Origin of the sequence: Nocardia bhagyanarayanae, assembly GCF_006716565.1 — a bacterium.
Taxonomy (GTDB): Bacteria; Actinomycetota; Actinomycetes; order Mycobacteriales; family Mycobacteriaceae; genus Nocardia; species Nocardia bhagyanarayanae.
This window is the reverse complement of record NZ_VFPG01000002.1, coordinates 1,010,858-1,027,051: the sequence shown is the minus strand read 5'-3', so window position 1 is coordinate 1,027,051 and position 16,194 is coordinate 1,010,858. Positions and strand designations below refer to the sequence as shown.

General features: G+C 67.4%; 18 protein-coding genes. 2 read left to right on the top strand and 16 right to left on the bottom strand.

Annotation, left to right across the window (positions count from 1 at the left end):
- Positions 1 to 61: 61 nt before the first annotated feature.
- The 4 genes from FB390_RS31440 to FB390_RS31415 form a co-directional block, all read right to left on the bottom strand.
- Positions 62 to 829 carry an ESX secretion-associated protein EspG gene (locus FB390_RS31440; protein ID WP_141812799.1) on the bottom strand — a complete coding sequence of 256 codons (768 nt, stop codon included), beginning with the start codon at positions 827 to 829 and terminating at the stop codon, positions 62 to 64.
- Positions 830 to 911: 82 nt separating this feature from the next.
- On the bottom strand, positions 912 to 2,207 hold the full coding sequence (locus FB390_RS33815; RefSeq protein ID WP_185757354.1) for a hypothetical protein: 1,296 nt from the start codon (positions 2,205 to 2,207) through the stop codon (positions 912 to 914).
- On the bottom strand, positions 2,204 to 2,596 hold the full coding sequence (locus FB390_RS31420; RefSeq protein ID WP_141812795.1) for a hypothetical protein: 393 nt from the start codon (positions 2,594 to 2,596) through the stop codon (positions 2,204 to 2,206). Before FB390_RS31420 ends, FB390_RS33815 begins: the two co-directional genes overlap by 4 nt.
- Before the next feature lie 20 nt (positions 2,597 to 2,616).
- On the bottom strand, positions 2,617 to 3,147 hold the full coding sequence (locus FB390_RS31415) for a DUF3558 domain-containing protein (protein ID WP_141812794.1): 531 nt from the start codon (positions 3,145 to 3,147) through the stop codon (positions 2,617 to 2,619).
- 401 nt (positions 3,148 to 3,548) lie between these two features.
- Between FB390_RS31415 and FB390_RS31410 the strand changes: the two genes are divergently transcribed.
- Positions 3,549 to 3,917: a hypothetical protein gene (locus tag FB390_RS31410; RefSeq protein ID WP_141812793.1), complete on the top strand. Its 369-nt coding sequence runs from the start codon at positions 3,549 to 3,551 to the stop codon at positions 3,915 to 3,917.
- Positions 3,918 to 3,936: 19 nt separating this feature from the next.
- Here FB390_RS31410 and FB390_RS31405 read toward each other — a convergent pair whose 3' ends face one another.
- The 12 genes from FB390_RS31405 to FB390_RS31350 all read right to left on the bottom strand — a co-directional run bounded on the left by FB390_RS31405 (position 3,937) and on the right by FB390_RS31350 (position 14,424).
- Positions 3,937 to 4,560 carry a HEAT repeat domain-containing protein gene (locus FB390_RS31405; protein WP_141812792.1) on the bottom strand — a complete coding sequence of 208 codons (624 nt, stop codon included), beginning with the start codon at positions 4,558 to 4,560 and terminating at the stop codon, positions 3,937 to 3,939.
- Complete coding sequence (locus tag FB390_RS31400; protein ID WP_141812791.1) at positions 4,557 to 5,852, bottom strand: putative toxin; 1,296 nt, start codon at positions 5,850 to 5,852, stop codon at positions 4,557 to 4,559. The genes FB390_RS31405 and FB390_RS31400 overlap by 4 nt, the downstream gene beginning before the upstream one ends.
- A 6-nt stretch (positions 5,853 to 5,858) precedes the next feature.
- On the bottom strand, positions 5,859 to 6,146 hold the full coding sequence (locus FB390_RS31395) for a WXG100 family type VII secretion target (protein ID WP_141812790.1): 288 nt from the start codon (positions 6,144 to 6,146) through the stop codon (positions 5,859 to 5,861).
- On the bottom strand, positions 6,136 to 6,468 hold the full coding sequence (locus FB390_RS31390) for a WXG100 family type VII secretion target (protein WP_141812789.1): 333 nt from the start codon (positions 6,466 to 6,468) through the stop codon (positions 6,136 to 6,138). The genes FB390_RS31395 and FB390_RS31390 overlap by 11 nt, the downstream gene beginning before the upstream one ends.
- A gap of 744 nt (positions 6,469 to 7,212) precedes the next feature.
- Positions 7,213 to 7,725, bottom strand: coding sequence for an arginine repressor (locus FB390_RS31385; RefSeq protein ID WP_246124495.1), 513 nt, complete (start codon positions 7,723 to 7,725; stop codon positions 7,213 to 7,215).
- Entirely contained in the window at positions 7,722 to 8,663 is a 942-nt protein-coding gene (gene argF / locus FB390_RS31380; RefSeq protein ID WP_141812788.1) for an ornithine carbamoyltransferase, read from the bottom strand. Before argF ends, FB390_RS31385 begins: the two co-directional genes overlap by 4 nt.
- Positions 8,663 to 9,862, bottom strand: coding sequence for an acetylornithine transaminase (locus tag FB390_RS31375; RefSeq protein WP_141812787.1), 1,200 nt, complete (start codon positions 9,860 to 9,862; stop codon positions 8,663 to 8,665). The genes argF and FB390_RS31375 overlap by 1 nt, the downstream gene beginning before the upstream one ends.
- Positions 9,859 to 10,785 carry an acetylglutamate kinase gene (gene argB, locus FB390_RS31370; protein ID WP_141812786.1) on the bottom strand — a complete coding sequence of 309 codons (927 nt, stop codon included), beginning with the start codon at positions 10,783 to 10,785 and terminating at the stop codon, positions 9,859 to 9,861. The genes FB390_RS31375 and argB overlap by 4 nt, the downstream gene beginning before the upstream one ends.
- Positions 10,782 to 12,014, bottom strand: a complete 1,233-nt coding sequence (argJ, locus tag FB390_RS31365; RefSeq protein ID WP_141812785.1) for a bifunctional glutamate N-acetyltransferase/amino-acid acetyltransferase ArgJ — start codon at positions 12,012 to 12,014, stop codon at positions 10,782 to 10,784. The genes argB and argJ overlap by 4 nt, the downstream gene beginning before the upstream one ends.
- Positions 12,011 to 13,066, bottom strand: coding sequence for an N-acetyl-gamma-glutamyl-phosphate reductase (gene argC / locus FB390_RS31360; RefSeq protein ID WP_141812784.1), 1,056 nt, complete (start codon positions 13,064 to 13,066; stop codon positions 12,011 to 12,013). The genes argJ and argC overlap by 4 nt, the downstream gene beginning before the upstream one ends.
- A 275-nt stretch (positions 13,067 to 13,341) precedes the next feature.
- Positions 13,342 to 13,815: a peroxiredoxin family protein gene (locus FB390_RS31355; RefSeq protein ID WP_141812783.1), complete on the bottom strand. Its 474-nt coding sequence runs from the start codon at positions 13,813 to 13,815 to the stop codon at positions 13,342 to 13,344.
- Between the two features lie 72 nt (positions 13,816 to 13,887).
- Entirely contained in the window at positions 13,888 to 14,424 is a 537-nt protein-coding gene (locus FB390_RS31350; RefSeq protein ID WP_141812782.1) for an RNA polymerase sigma factor, read from the bottom strand.
- A 146-nt stretch (positions 14,425 to 14,570) separates the two neighbouring features.
- Between FB390_RS31350 and FB390_RS31345 the strand changes: the two genes are divergently transcribed.
- Positions 14,571 to 15,347 carry an isocitrate lyase/PEP mutase family protein gene (locus FB390_RS31345; protein ID WP_141812781.1) on the top strand — a complete coding sequence of 259 codons (777 nt, stop codon included), beginning with the start codon at positions 14,571 to 14,573 and terminating at the stop codon, positions 15,345 to 15,347.
- The last annotated feature ends 847 nt before the right edge of the window (positions 15,348 to 16,194 follow it).

Sequence of the window (16,194 nt, the reverse complement as noted above, 5' to 3'; positions counted from 1 at the left end):
CTCAATGATTTTCGCGAACGGACCGATGCTACGTGCCGACTCCGGACGCAGCGCGGCGAGATCAGCGTGGTGGGTGGTCGCCCGCGCGGACTTCTTGGACTGTGCGGCCGATCATCTCCTGCACCGTCGCCGTCATGCGTTCGCGGGTGGTGGGTTTGGCGACGACCATGCGGGAGCCGAAGGTGACGTAGCGGCCGTCGCCGTCGAAGTCCGTGATCTGGAAGTCCTTGCGGCCCTTGATGTGCCGGTTGTCGGCGCTGCCCCACGGGTAGACGCCGACGTGCACGCTCGCGCGGACGGTCCGGTTGAAGAACTTCTCGAACTCATCACGCGGTGTCGGCCGCCACGCGTCGCGCACCACGGGAGGCGGACCCTCCAGTTCTTCGACGGGGATCGTCATCGGTTCGCGCTGTCCCGCAGGGTAATCCGGCAGCACGTCGACGACCGCGCGGGCGACCCGGGCGGCGGGCAGGAACGTCAGGGTGACGTCGCCGTGCCCGTCGTCGCTGTGTTCCTGCACCGCCACCGCGCCGTGCTCATCGTGCACGCCGGCGTGGGCTCGCAGCTCACGGTCCCGCCGGACGCCGAGATACCCCGCCAGCTCGATGCGCGCTTCGGGCGCGAACAGCACGTGCACCGCCCGCACCAGGTCGTCGTCGAGCTGCGGCCGCACCGCTAGCGCGGCCGCCTGCCGCAACCGCAGGCTGTCCGAGCGGTACTGGGTGGTGAACTGGTGGCGCAACGGATAAGGCAGCACGTCGCGGCCCGTGGATTCCCACAGTGTCCGGAATTCGAGCGCGGTGAACCGCCACTGGCGCACGGTGATCATGATCTCGCACCATTCGGCCGCGTCGTCCGTGACTGCGCGTCCTGTCGAAAAGCCTTCGGGCACAAGTCAATTACGAGTCCGTTCACTCCCCGATCACCGGCGGCACCACTTTCGGCAGGTCCTTCAGCCCGGTCAGTTCCTCACCGTGTTCCTGGCTGATCAGGTAGTCGGGTATGCCCTTGCTCGACTCGTCCTCGGATCGCCCGCCGCGCGCGCCGGGAGCTCCGAGACCGCCCAAGCCGCTCATCGCCGCGCGAGTCGCCGGACTCGCCGCCGAGGCCGGAGCGCCGGTGGTGGCCGTGACCGGCACGCCGCGGATGGAGCCGCCGGGCGAGGGCACACCGGGCGTCCCGCCTGGACCTGGCGGACCCGGGGTTCCCGGGCCCGGCCCAGGGCGATCGGGCAAGCCGGTCGGATTCGTCGTGGGCGTGGACGCCGGAGTGGTCGATGCCGGATTCGTTGACGCCGGATCGGTCGAGGTCGGATCGGTTTCGCTCGGGTTCGTCTGATTCGAGTCGTCCGGGTCCTCGGTGGGGGTGTCCGGTCCGGGTTCCGGTGATGTGCCGCCCGGGCCGGGACCACCGGGGCCTGGGCCAGGGCCGCCCGGTCCAGGGCCGGGACCGGTTACCGGCGGCTTATCACCGGACTGCACCGGGTTGTACGGCTGCGGAAGGACCGGCACATTCGTGTCCGATTCCCGGATGACCGGAGCGAACACAGTTCTCAGCACCCGAAGCGCCTCGGCTTTCGCGGTGTCCTGCGCTTCCGAGTTGCTGCGCCAGCCGCGACCCGCGATCCACGAACGCGCGTTGTCGGTAAAGGACCGATCCTCCGGTGCGTGCGGAACCAGCAGCTTCGTCGGCTCCAATCCTGTTTTGAGTTCGGCGAGTTTGTTGCTGGTGAGGACTGCCGCGTTGGGCAGCTGCGCACCGTGCGAGGTGTAATCGCGCACACCCGCGACGGCGGCGTCGCTCGACGCGCCTCGCCACACTCCGTCCTCGGTCAGCCGGGTGATAGCGGCGGTGAAGGTGTCGAGCGATGCGCGAGCGCGATCGCCGACTGCCTGCCAGGCGGTGATCAGGTTGCCGACGGCTGTCAGATCGATCGCGTCGACCTTGGTGCGCAGTGTGGCGACATCGTCTTTCTCGAACTCGTCCTGTTTCAGCACTTCCTGCGGATGGAACGCGCCCTCGAAGCCGGCATCATCGGCTTTGCCGCGGACATCCTCTCGCTGCCGGTTGAATTGCCCCTGAATATCTCCCGGCCTGATGCCCGGTTCCCGCTCTTCCCCGGCGATCCAATCGGTCAGGCTTTCCAGCATGGCGGAGCCCATATCCCCTGCGCTCCAACTGAACATGCCGCCGTTCACGCCCGTCACTGTGGTTCCCCCACGGAATCGATGATCGCGGTGATCGCCGCCGAATTCGTGTAGTCCTGGCCGCGGAGGCGTGCGATGGAGATGGCCATGATGTCGCGCATGTCCTTCACGACTTCGATGTCTTTGGCGATGATCGAGTCGATCGAGTTTTCGGTGCCAGTCGCCTGCTTGAGGAACTTGCCAGCCAGTACGTCAGCCATATTGAAATCGCCGAAGCCAGAGACATTCTGGGCGTTCTGTGCAAGGCGGGCCAGATCCTGCAACTCGCTGATTCGACGGTTGCAGGCTGCCACAACCTGATGAGCCGCCACCTCGTCGTCGAGGTAGAGCTCCCCCGCCCTTGCTTGCTCGGCGAAACGCTGCCACTGCGACAGATTATCCTGACTCATCGGTTCCCCCTCTCTCCTCGTCAGCGCGGAAGGATCGGGACGATCGACTCTCCCACCCGATACAGAACCGAACACGGTTCTTCAAGATTATCGAGTCCGATCCTGTTCGATATCCGCAGCTGAACGACGCCTTGCGTCGATACCGGGAAAAGAACGTCACACAAAACGTCCTTCGACGCACCTTCTACCTTGAACTGTCGCCCCTTGCGTCCGGCAACCGTGACATCCCGGAAATCAGTATTGCCCGGTTTCTTCTCGAACTCCGCCACCGTCCGTCCCGTGGAGAACACTGTCATCGAGAATTGCTTGTTGCTCCAGCTACAGATCTCCCACCCATGCTGATGCACCCCCGCGATCCCACTCTCTTCCGTCGCAGGATCAACCCCCGCCGAACGCAACACATCATCGGGAATCCCGGTGCACGGGTTGAACAACGGCGCCTCCGCCGCGCTGGTACTGGTCGACGGCGACCCCTCGGTCGTCCCACCACAACCAGCCACAACAGAGACGATCGCCGCCGCGACAACGACTCCCGCGATCCTGCGCGCCATGCCCTCCCCTTCGACCGCCGACTCCGACACCCGACTCTAGCAGCCGACCAGCCCAACCTTGACGGCCCGAACCTCGCCTCCGCGGATTCCGCGGCAAGGCGAGCGGCCCGAAACACGGGCTGGTCGCGACAGTTGTTCCAGTACGTCGAAAGGAATCCGACCTGGTCGGCGAACCGCTCGACGTAGGCGGCGATCTCGCCCCGCAATGCGGCTTCTCCCTCCCGGTCATCCGCCGGCTCTGATCATTTCTCCCGCGTATCGCCGATCGAGTAATGGCTGGTACCGGCTTGTTGCGTACCATCGTTGCGGGCCGTCCTGAGCTGGGCGCCTCGACGCACAGACCGAGGGAGAACTCACCGATGTCGTGGAGGAACACCACACCCCAGCCGATCCAAGACGACATGGATGATCTGCTCGACCATGCATTGAACCTTGCTGAAGAGCGGCTGGCCCAGCGAGGAGAGTTCTACCCGTTCGGCATGGCAATCGGCGCCTCCGGCGAGAGGAAACTGATCGGGGCAGGAACCGGGGACGCACAACAAGCCAAAGCGATGAATTTCGAAGCGCTCAGGTCGATGCGGACCGACATCCGAGCTGCTGCAGTCGTCGTCGACATGGTGTTGCCCGAGACCGGTTCGAATGGGATCGAGGTGCACATCGAACACTCCAGCGGACTCGCGATCGGCGTGCTCGAGCCCTACACCATCTCACGCGGCGAGGTACATCCCGAGCCGTTGGAGGGCTTCACCGCACAGCGCCTGATCTGGTGAACCGGCGGGTCGAGCAAGGTCAGCTTTGGTCGTAGCGGATGATCCGTTCCGCATTGCGTCGGTACCAGGGGTACTTCGAGTCCAGGAACGGCTCGACCTGCGCACGTAGCCCTTGGGCCCGCAGCTTCGACAGCGCGTCGAGCGCGTGACCTTGCACGGTCTCGTCGTCGAGTTGGGCGGCCGCGACCGCGGCGGCCTCGGGGTGACGGGATTTGCCGAGCCAGTTCACCACCATCTGACGGTCGGCACCGAATCCTCTGTCGGCGGCGATGGCGGCGAGTTGCTCGAAGTATTCTTTGCCGGCGGGAATGGTGTAGAGGGCATTGCCTGCCGCCCATCGCACGTGTGGCTTGATGGGCTTGGTGTGATCGAATTGGCTGATCAGGGCCGGGATCGCTGTGGTTTTGCGTGATTCCTTGCGGTTGAGCGCATTCGTCAAGCTCAGCCGCGCCATGTCGCGCCCCTCAGTTTCAGGACCGGGCCACCGATCTTCGAGCTCGGTGAGCCATTGGGCCAGCAACGCGATGACTTCTGGCGAGTTCTGTGCGCGGCTGCCGATGTCGGGGATCGTGTCGGCGTACCCGCCTGCTCGGCGGTACTCCTCGAGCAGATGGGTTGCTGCGGCGTCGTCGCTGGGAGTCAACTTCGGAAGTCCATCGTGACATGTTTGATCTTGCCTTGATTCACGAGATCTTGTAGCTCCTGAGTGAGGCGGGTGTTGTGGTCGGTGATCAGGACGAACTCGTACCCTCGGGCCTGGCAATACGCCATGTCATCTTTGAGCTGGTCAGTGTAGCCCTGGTACTGGACGTTCTTGACCTCGGTGAGGCGTTTGGTGGTGTGGTCGAGGTCGTCGGGGATGGAGTTGCGTCGGCCCGTGACCGACGGGATCGATTCCTTGGGCTTGTTGACGTCGATGCCGGCTCGTGCTTCGCCCTTTGCGCCCTCGAGCTTGTTTCGGCGTGTGGTCTTGGGATCTGTTGGGGGAGGAGGGTTCTTCAGCTGTTTGTCGAGGATCGGTGTGAACTTGGTATTGATCGCACTGACCGTTGTCGCTGACACCGCGGTGAACGTCGCTCCCGATACGCGCTGCGCATCGGCGAGGCCACTCAGCATTCCCTGGATCTTGTCGCGGGAGTGCTCGATCTGGCTATTGGCGACATCCAAGATCTCCTTCTTGATGGGTCGGCCGATCGTGGCAGCGTTGACGGTGTTGATGGCCTGGACCACGGTCTGCAGCTGCATCTCCCACTCAGCGCCTTCCTGAGCTGCACGCAGAACGACAGCGTAGCCATCGACTGCACCGGCCTGCTGACGCAGCGCATCTCCGAGGATCTCCAGCCCGTCCACCACGGATGTGTGAGCTTCATTGATGTCAGGGATCTCATCGCTGGTGGAGCCGGCGAGGTACTTCATTTTCGTGCGCAGCTCGGTATCGAGTGTGCTGAACACCGAGGCGACTGTCTGCCAGCTTGTGGCAACGGACTGCATCAGGTCCGCATTGCCGTCGATCCACTTGGTGGTGCCCATGACGATCTCCCACCCGACGGGTTTGGGCCTGGTGCCGCCGGATGGCGACTTCAGCGGTTTGAAGACATAAATTGTCGCGCCTGGATCGGATGCGGGCAGCTGTTTGCCGGTGTTGTAGTCGTCGACGTTCTCCGACTGATCGTGATTGATTCCGCTTTGGCGGATCAGCAACGCCATCTTCGCCAAGACGTCGGTGGCCTTGCCCGCGGTGACGACGGCCTCGATACCCGAGGTCCAGTAGCCCTGCGCCCACAGCACGCCGCTGTCGTCGTTGCCACTCATCTTGACCGCGCCACGCAGTTCTTGATCCATCTTCGTCAACGAGTTCGTGGCAGACCGGCTTGCGCGACTGTATGCCCCGGAGAGCTCGTAGAACGCCTCCGGATCGACATCGAGTTCTGTCACGACCGGTCAGCTCCGCCACATCGCCACGTTGGCCGCAATCGCCTGGGTGTAGTTGCTGTGTGCCGCCTGCGCGGCCAGCCTCATGTCCTCGATTCCGTCACGAATTTCCTTGGCAGCAGCCATCAGTCGGCTATGGGCCGCTTGCTGGGCCGAGGCGGCGTCGCCCTCCCACCCGGTCTGCAGCTTGCCGATCGCGGTATCGAAGGCTGCGATCTGCTCGTCGAAGAAACCCTCGAACCCCTTCATTCTTGCCACGATCGAGTCCAAGAGCGCGAGGTCGACTCTATGAGACATCGGGCAGATCCAAGGATGAGGCAACGGACTCGATCGCGGCCGCGTTGACGTTTTCCTGGCCGAGGTAGGCCTCTGAGCTGGCGTCCAACGCGACGGTGGTGTCGCGGATTGCATCGAGTAGTTCCGACAACCCCTCTCGGACTTCGGCGAACCCTGCAGCGAACTGCTCGCCCTGTCGACCCTTCCAAGTGTTGGTGAGCTGAGTGACGTCCCGGTCGAGAGATCCGAATCCGTCGGACAGACCGTTGAGCAAGCTTCGAATGGCCTTGGCAGCGGCGACAAGCTCGGCAGGCGTGGCCGTGAAAGTGTCTGGCGTGGTGATCGCCTACCCCCTTCGATGACGGTGCCAAGTCTAACTCATGGCGCGCATGCCCGTCTGATCCGCCCACGGCGCCAATCAGACATGTATTGTTGCCGCAGAAGGAGTTTGGTGTCGAGAGGCGTCGTCGGCGGCCCGGTTCCGCAGATCTACATGCTCTCGAGACGGCCCTGGATCTCGCCGCCTCCGCTCTACCGAAAATCCACGGGCACGGTCCGATCGAGCTGAGCAAACCGCGGCGCACGGAAGTGCGGCGGGGCGCTGCTACGTCATCGGCCGGTGCTAGATTCGGCGAATGTGCTTCAGGACAAGGCTAATCGAGGGTATCGGCCTTGTAGCCCGTCGCCGACACGATCACGGTTACGGACGATCCGCAGGGCATCGCCATCATCCCTGGGACTCGCACGACCTACGTGACCGATCTGGGGGCGCACTCCGTCACGCTCATCGACACCGAAGAGCGTTCCCTCTCAGGGACTGTCTCGCTGGGGCGTGACGTATCCGCGGCGATTGCGGTCGATCCGGCGGAGCACACCGTCTACGTCACCAATATGACGGACAGTGACACCATGATCGACACCGAGAGCCGCCAGGTCACCGAGTCGCGACGCGTGCGCCAGTCCGGAGGTTCCTCCATGGGCGGTATCGCCGTCGACCCGACGACCCATCATGTGTACATCCCGTTCGCCGAGCCCGGCCCCGACCATCGAAGTCCTCGCGCCCGAGTGAGCAAAGAACCGCGACGTCTCAGGCGAGTTGTTCGATGCGGGTGGCGAGTTCGGCGCCGGTCAAGGGTTCGCGGGCGATGACGGCGATGGTGTCGTCGCCCGCGATGGTGCCGACGATGTAGGGGAGGGCGGCGCGGTCCAAGGCGCTGGCGAGGTAGTGGGCGGCGCCGGGGGGTGTGCGCAGGACGGCGATGTTGCCGCTGGCGTCGGTGGAGACGAGCAGGTCGCCGAGGAGTTTGGAGAGGCGGTCGGTGCCGCCGGTCACGCCGCGGACGGGGCTGCCGTCCTCCGGGACGACGTAGACGCCCGCGCCGCCGTCGGCCGCGCGCAGTTTCACCGCGCCCAGTTCGTCCAGGTCGCGCGACAGGGTCGCCTGGGTGGCCTCGATGCCTTCGGCGGCCAGCAGCGCGGCCAGTTCGGTCTGGCTGCGCACCGCGTGCGCGGAGAGCAGTTCGATGATGCGCGATTGCCGACCGGCGCGGGTGCGGGCGATCGCGGGGCCCTTGCCGGGCACTGTCGCGTCGACGCTCACGCCCCACCGCCGCGTCTGGCCAGCAACCACACCAGCAGCGCCTTCTGCGCGTGCAACCGGTTCTCCGCCTCGTCCCAGACCACGCTGTGCGGTCCGTCGAGCACCTCGTCGGTGATCTCCTCGCCGCGATGCGCCGGAAGGCAGTGCAGCACAACGGCATCGGGTTCGGCGTTGGCCAGCAGCGCGGCGTCGAGCCGGAACGGGCGGAACGGACCGACCCGATCGAGCCCGTCGTTCTCCTGACCCATGGAGGTCCAGGTGTCGGTGACCAGCGCGTCGGCGCCCGCGGCAGCGGCCACCGGGTCGTCGGTCACGGTGATCGTCGCGCCGGTCTCGGCGGCCCGCTTGCGCGCGGCCTCCAGGATCCACGGCAGCGGCTCGAATCCCGTTGGGGCGGCGATGGTCACGTTCAACCCGGCGGTGACGCCGCCGAGCAGCAGCGAGTGCGACATGTTGTTCGCGCCGTCGCCGAAATAGGTGAGGTTACGCCCGGTCAGGTCGCCCTTGCGCTCGCGAAGGGTGAGCAGGTCGGCCAGCACCTGGCAGGGGTGGAACTCGTTGGACAGCGCATTCACCACCGGAACCGTTGCGGCCGAAGCCATTTCGTCCAAGCGGACCTGCTCGAAGGTGCGCCAGACGATGGCGTCCACATAGCGCGAGAGCACCCGCCCGGTGTCGGCGAGGGTTTCCTCGCGCCCCAGCTGGGTGTCGCGGCCGTCGACGACCACCGCGTGCCCGCCGAGCTGGGCGATGCCCATCTCGAAGGAGAACCGGGTGCGGGTGGAGTTCTTCTCGAAGATCACCCCGACCCCGCGCGGGCCCTCCAGGGGGCGCTGCGCGAAGGGGTTCTTCTTCAGTGCCGCTGCCAGCGTGAGGATTTCGGCCTGTTCGGCGGGCGAGACGTCGTCGTCGCGCAGGAAGTGCCGCAGTTCGGTCATTACGGGGTCTCCTTCGCGTCCGCCGCCGCGCCGTCCAGGATCGACGGCAGGTCGGCGACGAAATTGTCGGACTGGGTCTCGGTGAGTACCAGCGGCGGCGCCAGCCGGATGACATTCGGCTTCGGCGCGTTCACCAAGTACCCCGCCTCCCGGGCCCGTGTCTCGACTTGCGCCGAAACATCTTGGGTCAGCACGATTCCCAGCAGCAGACCCGCGCCGCGCACGTGGTCGACCAGCGGGTGCTGGAGCAGCTCGATGCCGTCGCTGAGCCGCTTGCCGACCGATTCGACGTGGGCGAGCAGATCGGTCTCGTCGATGGTGCGCAACACCGCGAGCGCGGCCGCGGCGCACACCGGGTTGCCGCCGAAGGTGGTGCCGTGCAGGCCCGGCGTGAGCAGCTCGGCCGCCCTGCCGTTGGCCAGCACCGCGCCGATCGGCATACCGCCGCCGAGGCCCTTGGCCAGGGTGATCACGTCGGGCACGATGCCGACGGCCTGGTGCGCGTAGAACTTCCCGGTGCGGCCGATGCCGGTCTGCACCTCGTCGAGCACCAGCAGCGCGCCGTGCCGCGCGGTGATCTCCCGCGCCTTGACCAGGTAGTCGATCGGCGGGACCACCACGCCGCTCTCCCCCATCATGGGTTCGAGGAACACCGCCGCGGTCTCGTCGTCGACCGCCGCCGCGAGCGCGGCCGCGTCGCCGTAGGGCACGTGCACCACGCCGGGCGGCATGGGTTCGAACGGCGCCCGCTTGGACGGCTGGCCGGTGAGCGCCAGTGCGCCCATGGTGCGGCCGTGGAACGCCTCCTCGCAGGCGACGATCTTGGTCCGTCCGGTCAGCCGCGCGATCTTGAACGCGGCCTCGTTGGCCTCGGTGCCGGAGTTGCAGAAGAACGCCTTGCCCTCGCCGTCACCGAAATGCGCGAGCAGCCGCTCGGCCAGTTCGATGACCGGTTCGCTGGCGTACAGGTTCGAGACGTGACCGAGGGTGCCCAGCTGCTCGGTGACCGCGGCGAGGATCGCCGGGTGGGCGTGGCCGAGGCTGTTGACCGCGATACCGCCGAGGAAATCGACGTAGCGCTTGCCGTCCGCGTCGTAGACCACCGCGCCCGCGCCGCGCACCAGCGCGACCTTCGGCGTGCCGTAGTTGTTCATCAACGCGGCGGACCACCGCTGCTGCAATTCGTCGACAGTACTCATGATTTCGTTCCGTTCGGTGCGCCGGTCCCGGCCGGGGCGGGCGTCACCATCGTTCCGATTCCTTCTCCGGTGAACAGCTCGAGCAGGACCGAGTGCGGGACCCGTCCGTCGATGACGTGCGCGGTCGGCACGCCGCCGAGCACGGCGCGCAGGCAGGCTTCCATCTTGGGCACCATGCCCGCGTCGAGGCTCGGCAGCAAGGCGGCCAGCTCGACGGCGTCGATGCGGCTGGTCAGCGAGGAGCGGTCGGGCCAGTCGGTGTACAGGCCCTCCACGTCGGTCAGCACGACCAGTTTCTCCGCGCCGATGCCCTCGGCGAGCGCGGCGGCGGCGGTGTCGGCGTTGATGTTGTGCACCACGCCGTCGGCGTCCGGCGCGATGGTGGAGACCACCGGGATGCGCCCGGCGCCGATCAGATCGAGCACCGCGTCCGGGTTGACCTCGGTGACATCGCCGACCAGGCCGATGTCGGTGGCCTCGCCGTCCACGTCGACGGTGCGCCGCGTCGCGGTGAAGAGTTTGGCGTCCTCGCCGGAGATGCCGACCGCGTAGGGCCCGTGCGCGTTGATCAGCCCGACCAGCTCGCGCCCGACCTGACCGAACAGCACCATCCGCACCACGTCCATCACCTCGGGCGTGGTGACGCGGAAGCCACCGCGGAATTCCCCTTGCAGGCCGAGCTTTTTCAGCATGGCGCTGATCTGCGGGCCACCGCCGTGCACCACCACGGGGTGCACGCCGACGGTGCGCAGGAACGCCATGTCGGCGGCGAAGGCCCGCTTGAGCTCGTCGTCGATCATGGCGTTGCCGCCGTACTTCACCACGACGATCTTGTCGCGGAACTTCTGCAACCAGGGCAGTGCGTCGGCGAGGACGTGCGCCTTGTCCAGCGCCGAGAGTTCGTGGATCGCGGAACTGCTCATGAGCTGTAGGCCGAGTTCTCTTCGACGTATCCGTGCGACAGGTCGGTGGTGCGGACCGAGGCGGTGCCGTCGCCGACGTTGAGCTCGATCAGCACGGCGATGTCCGCGCCGGACAGGTCGACCTGGCGGGCGCCCGGCGCGCCGACGCTGTCGACGCAGACCGGATTGCCGTTGAACGACACGGAGATCCGGTTCGGGTCCAAGGTGATCGGCGCGATGCCGACGGCGGCGAGCACCCGGCCCCAGTTCGGGTCGGAGCCGAACAGCGCCGTCTTGACCAGGCTGTCGCGGGCCACCGCGCGGGCCGCGATCAGCGCCTGTTCCTCGTCGGCCGCGCCGGTGACGGTGATCGTCACCCGCTTGGTGACGCCCTCGGCGTCGGCCATGAGCTGGGCGGCCAGGTCGTCGCAGACCGCGAGCACCGCGGCGTCGAGCTCGTCCTGCGACGGGCTGACCTCGCTGGCGCCGTTGGCGAGCAGCAGCACGGTGTCGTTGGTGGAGCAGGAACCGTCGACGTCGAGCCGGTCGAAGGTGAGCCGGGTGGCGTTGCGCAGCGCCTTGTCGAGCTGTTCGGCGCTCACCGCGGCATCGGTGGTCAGAACGACGAGCATGGTCGCCAGCGACGGGGCGAGCATGCCCGCGCCCTTGGCCATGCCGCCGACGTTCCACTTGTCGCGGTGGTGGAAGGCGGCTTCCTTGGGCACGGTGTCGGTGGTCATGATGGCGTAGGCCGCGTCCGCGCCGCCGGACATGCCGCCGCCCATCTCGTGCACGATCTCGGTGACCCCGGGAAGCAGCTTGTCCATCGGCAGCCGGTCGCCGATCAAACCGGTCGAGCAGACGGCGATCTCACCGGCGCCGGTCTCGGTGCCCCAGTTGCTCAGCGCCTCGGCGAGCTTCTCGGCGGTCTGGTGGGTGTCCTGGAAGCCGCCGGGGCCGGTGCAGGCGTTGGCGCCGCCGGAATTGAGGATCACGGCCCGCAACCGGCCGGACTTCAGCACCTGCTGCGACCACAGCACCGGCGCGGCTTTGACCTGGTTGCGGGTGAACACACCGGCGGCGGCGTATTCCGGGCCCTCGTTGAACACCAGCGCCAGGTCCGGTTTGCCGCTGGCCTTGATGCCCGCCGCGATGCCCGCGGCGCGGAAGCCGAGCGGCGCCGTCACGCCCTGGGTGCGGACCAGCTTGCCGTTCGCGCTGTCGATCGGAGTCCCAGCGGTTGTCGTCACGGTGCCACTCCTACGGTGGTGAGGCCCTCGGTCTCGTCGAATCCGACGGCCAGGTTCATGGATTGGACCGCGGCGCCCGCGGTGCCCTTGGTCAGGTTGTCGATCGCGCCGATCACCACGAGCAGTCCGGCGTCGGCGTCCACCGCGACCTGCAGGGTGACGGCGTTGGAGCCGAGCACCGAACCGGTCTGCGGCAACACGCCTTCCGGCAACAGGTGCACGAAAGGCTCGTCGGCGTAGGCCTTTTCGTAGACGGCGCGGGCCTGCGCGGCGTCCACCGCGGTCGGCGCGGTGCAGGTGGCCAGGATGCCGCGCGGCATCGGGGCGAGGACGGGTGTGAACGACACCGCGACGTCGACGCCGCCCGCGGCCTTCAGGTTCTGCGCGATCTCCGGGGTGTGCCGGTGCGCGCCCGCGATGTTGTAGGCGCGGGCGGAGCCCATCACCTCCGAACCGAGCAGGCCGACGTCGGGTTTGCGGCCCGCGCCCGAGGTGCCGCTCACCGCGACCACCGTCACCTGCGGCTCGATGATTCCCGCGGCGACGGCGGGCGCGAGGGCCAGGCTGGCGACCGTCGGGTAGCAGCCGGGGACCGCGATCCGGGTCGCGCCGCGGAGTGCGTCCCGCCCGCCGGGCAGCTCCGGCAGACCGTAGGGCCAGCTGCCCGCGTGCGCGCTGCGGTAGTACTTCTCCCACGCGGCGGCGTCGCGCAGCCGGTAGTCCGCGCCGCAGTCGATGATCACGGTGGACTCGGGCAACGCCTGCGCGATGGCGGCGGACTGACCGTGCGGCAGGCCGAGGAAGACCACGTCGTGGCCCGCGAGCTCCTCGGCGGTGGTCGGTGCGAGCACCCGGTCGGCCAGCGGCAGCAGATGCGGCTGGTGCTCGCCGAGGGTGGTTCCGGCGTTCGAACCCGCGGTCAGCGCCCCGACCTCGAGGCGCCCGGCTCGGTAACGTGGATGGCCGAGCAGCAGGCGCAGCACCTCGCCGCCCGCGTACCCGCTCGCACCGGCAACAGCAACCCGCAACGGGGGCGCATCCGAATCAGCCATGAAATGATTATGCACGATTATGCAATCCCATTCATGGACGGGGTGCGACGAGCGTTCGAACCCGCGGTGGCGAGCTGCTCGTGCAGGGGTTCGGCGGCGGTCAGACCCACACTCTCGCCACCGCGATGGACAGCATCGACGACACCCACAGCACTGGGGTTACCCAGCGCGGCCGAAATATCGATCCGATTCCGGAAATCCGACGACGAGGTGCGCCCGAGAAGCGTCGACGCCGGCCGCCCGGGGCGCCGGCGTCGACGGGTTCGGGCCGGGCGTCAGTGACTCGCGCGGCTGCGCATGACGTCGATGGCCGCGATGATGCCCTTCTTGTCGTAGCTGTTGACGGGCAGGGTGGCGCCGTGGGCGTGGCGGATGATGCCATCGGGGTCGACGAGGACGGTGCCGGACTGCTGCATCGAGCCGAAGACTCTGCGGGTCAGGCCGACCGATTCGTGCGCGGTTCCGGCCGAGCCGACGAGGACGGGGAACGGGATGCCGCGGTCGGTCTTCCACGCCAGTCCGACGTCACGGGCCTCGGGCACCACGATCAGGACGCGGACGTCGTCGGCCGCGAACCGGTCCCGTTGCGCGACGAGATCTCGCACATGCCGGTTACAGATCGGGCAGGACGTGGACCGCATGAAATAGAGCAGTGCGCTGTGCGCGCCGCGGAGGTCGGACAGACGCCAGGCCTGTCCGGCGGTGTCTTCGAGTTCCAATTCCGGCGCGGGGGATCCGGAGGTGAGCATGGCGGGACTTCCCTTCTATCGGGGAGAGCGGTACTGGTTCGTTCGAGTCGCCGCCTCGGGCGGCGGCCGAGGCTACGGGTGGTGGCCGAGGCTGTCCCGGATCGCGGTCCGGGCGCGATGCAGCTGCGATTTCATCGCCGCGACGCTCAGGCCGAGCGAGTCTGCTGTCGTGCGTCCCGGGTAGCCGAGCACGTCGCGCATGATGAGGACCCGGCGCTGGAGGTCGGGCAACGCGGCGATAGCCTGGGCGAGTTCGTCTGCGTCGAGCCTGCGCAGGACTTCCTCCTCGGCGGAGGAGACGGTGTCCGGGGCGTCAGTGGTCCGCGGTCCGAGGTCGACCAGGTACCGGGCGCGGCGCAGGCATTCGTTGCGGACGATGCGGAACATCCACGAGGCGAGGGCCGTCGTGGCGCGCAGCGTCCCGATCTTGCGATACAGGATGATCAGTGCCTCTTGGGCGGCCTCTTCGGCGTCGGCGGAGGACGCGCACAGGTGGTGGGCGAAGCGCCGCACGTGTGGATGGGCCCCGTCCACGATCGCGGCGATCGCCTCCCGGTCGCCACGCTGGGCCGCCGCCACGAGCTGCTCACCGGCCCACCCGCGTTCCACTCCGGCCACCTCCCCGGCCGTCCGGCTCGGTGGCCGGGCATTGCGCTGTTCTTCGTCTCGGTTCGATCGTCACAACCATAAGAGCGTCCGCGCCCGAGAAAGGATTCGAACGGCCGGCCCGCCGTTGGAGGGATAACGTCGGCGACATGGACAAGGTGACGGCATTCCACGATCTGCACCACCGCGCGATTCCGCTGGTGCTGCCGAACGCCTGGGACTTCGGTTCGGCCGCCGTCCTGGCCGCCGAAGGGTTCCCGGCGATCGGCACGACCAGCCTCGGCGTCGCGGCCGCCGCGGGCGTACCCGACGGGACGGGCGTCACCGGCGCGGAGACGCTGGCGCTGGCGCGGCGGCTCGCGCGGCTCGCCGTGCCGGTGACCGTCGACATCGAGGGCGGCTTCAGCGACGACCCGGGCGAGGTCGCGGAGTTCGTCGGCGAGCTCGACGCGCTCGGCATCGCGGGCGTCAACATCGAGGACGGGCGGGCGGACACCGAGCTGGCCGACCCCGAGCATCAAGCCGCGCTGATCACCGCGATCAAGGAGCGCACGCCCACGGTGTTCGTCAACGCGCGGGTCGACACGCACTGGCTCGGCATCGACCCGGAATCCACCCTGGCGCGCGCCGACCGCTACGCGCGGGCGGGCGCCGACGGGGTCTTCGTCCCCGGGCTCACCGAGCCGGACGCGATCCGGCGAGTGGTCGACTCCGTGCCGCTGCCGGTCAACGTCCTCTACTCCGTCGGCGGGCCCACGGTCGCCGAGCTGGCGGAGCTCGGCGTGCGGCGGATCAGCACCGGCTCGCTGCTCTACCGGGCGGCGCTGGCGGCGGCCGTCGACGTGGCGGACGCGGTGCGCGCGGGACGACCGGTCGCCGCGGGCATACCCAGCTATCGCGATATTCAGGCGAACTCGTTGCCGTGAGGTGCCGATCCGGCCCGGTCCGCCGCCGGGCCGCGTCCACCGAGAATGCTTGCGCCGCACCGAGCGCGGGCCGTATCAGATCCAGTCCGCGATCAGCGCCGTGCACGCCGACGTGCGCGACGCCGCGAACACCCGACTGGCCGCGGAGCCCCGCGTCGAACTACCGATCTCCCTTCGTGGCGACGAGCGTGGTCGCGTCGTAATCCACGGTCCCGCAGCGATACTCGCCGACGCGGACGCACTGCCGGTCACGAAATACCGTCTGTTACACGCGATTCGGCGGACCAGCTCCGCCGAATCACCGGGATCACGGACACCGTGTTCACCTATTACGCGTAGATCACACCGGCCACGCAATGATGACGAGCGAGATTTTCTGATGCGCCGATGAACCGAATTGTGACCCACCGCTCTTTCGGAAAATTCGAGGCCCGAGAAACGGTGCGTCCGGCGTCACATAGGTATCTACCTGGGCTTTTCCAGCGCGCAAGCCATGCGAGTCGCGACCCGCAACCACGCCGAAACCTCGCAAATCGTTCCGCTGAACGAGACCGTTACCACATTTATTCAGTGATCCGAACCACATTTTCGTTTAGGAATCACATCGTCGCGATTACCCATTTCACGGGCCCCAACTGCGCGAATGCCGAGATGAACGACCGAGCGTTCTGACAACTCCGGCGTTATTGCCACGTGATCTGCCGAGATTGATTCGTTATCGTCGGTGACGGCCCGATCGAACGCGACGGGCTCGAGCTCGAACCGCCGAACACCGGCAACCCTGTCCCGCGGTTCGAGAACCCCCGACATCCACTGGGGACAGGGACTCGACCGAAGTTTGGTCGAG

What these genes read in the sequence shown, in the direction of transcription:
- FB390_RS31440 (WP_141812799.1), bottom strand. Translation starts at nt 829, where the DNA reads ATGATCACCGTGCGCCAGTGGCGGTTCACCGCGCTCGAATTCCGGACA.
- FB390_RS31420 (WP_141812795.1), bottom strand. Translation starts at nt 2,596, where the DNA reads ATGAGTCAGGATAATCTGTCGCAGTGGCAGCGTTTCGCCGAGCAAGCA.
- FB390_RS31415 (WP_141812794.1), bottom strand. Translation starts at nt 3,147, where the DNA reads ATGGCGCGCAGGATCGCGGGAGTCGTTGTCGCGGCGGCGATCGTCTCT.
- FB390_RS31410 (WP_141812793.1), top strand. Translation starts at nt 3,549, where the DNA reads ATGGATGATCTGCTCGACCATGCATTGAACCTTGCTGAAGAGCGGCTG.
- FB390_RS31395 (WP_141812790.1), bottom strand. Translation starts at nt 6,146, where the DNA reads ATGTCTCATAGAGTCGACCTCGCGCTCTTGGACTCGATCGTGGCAAGA.
- argF (WP_141812788.1), bottom strand. Translation starts at nt 8,663, where the DNA reads ATGACCGAACTGCGGCACTTCCTGCGCGACGACGACGTCTCGCCCGCC.
- FB390_RS31375 (WP_141812787.1), bottom strand. Translation starts at nt 9,862, where the DNA reads ATGAGTACTGTCGACGAATTGCAGCAGCGGTGGTCCGCCGCGTTGATG.
- argB (WP_141812786.1), bottom strand. Translation starts at nt 10,785, where the DNA reads ATGAGCAGTTCCGCGATCCACGAACTCTCGGCGCTGGACAAGGCGCAC.
- argC (WP_141812784.1), bottom strand. Translation starts at nt 13,066, where the DNA reads ATGGCTGATTCGGATGCGCCCCCGTTGCGGGTTGCTGTTGCCGGTGCG.
- FB390_RS31355 (WP_141812783.1), bottom strand. Translation starts at nt 13,815, where the DNA reads ATGCTCACCTCCGGATCCCCCGCGCCGGAATTGGAACTCGAAGACACC.
- FB390_RS31345 (WP_141812781.1), top strand. Translation starts at nt 14,571, where the DNA reads ATGGACAAGGTGACGGCATTCCACGATCTGCACCACCGCGCGATTCCG.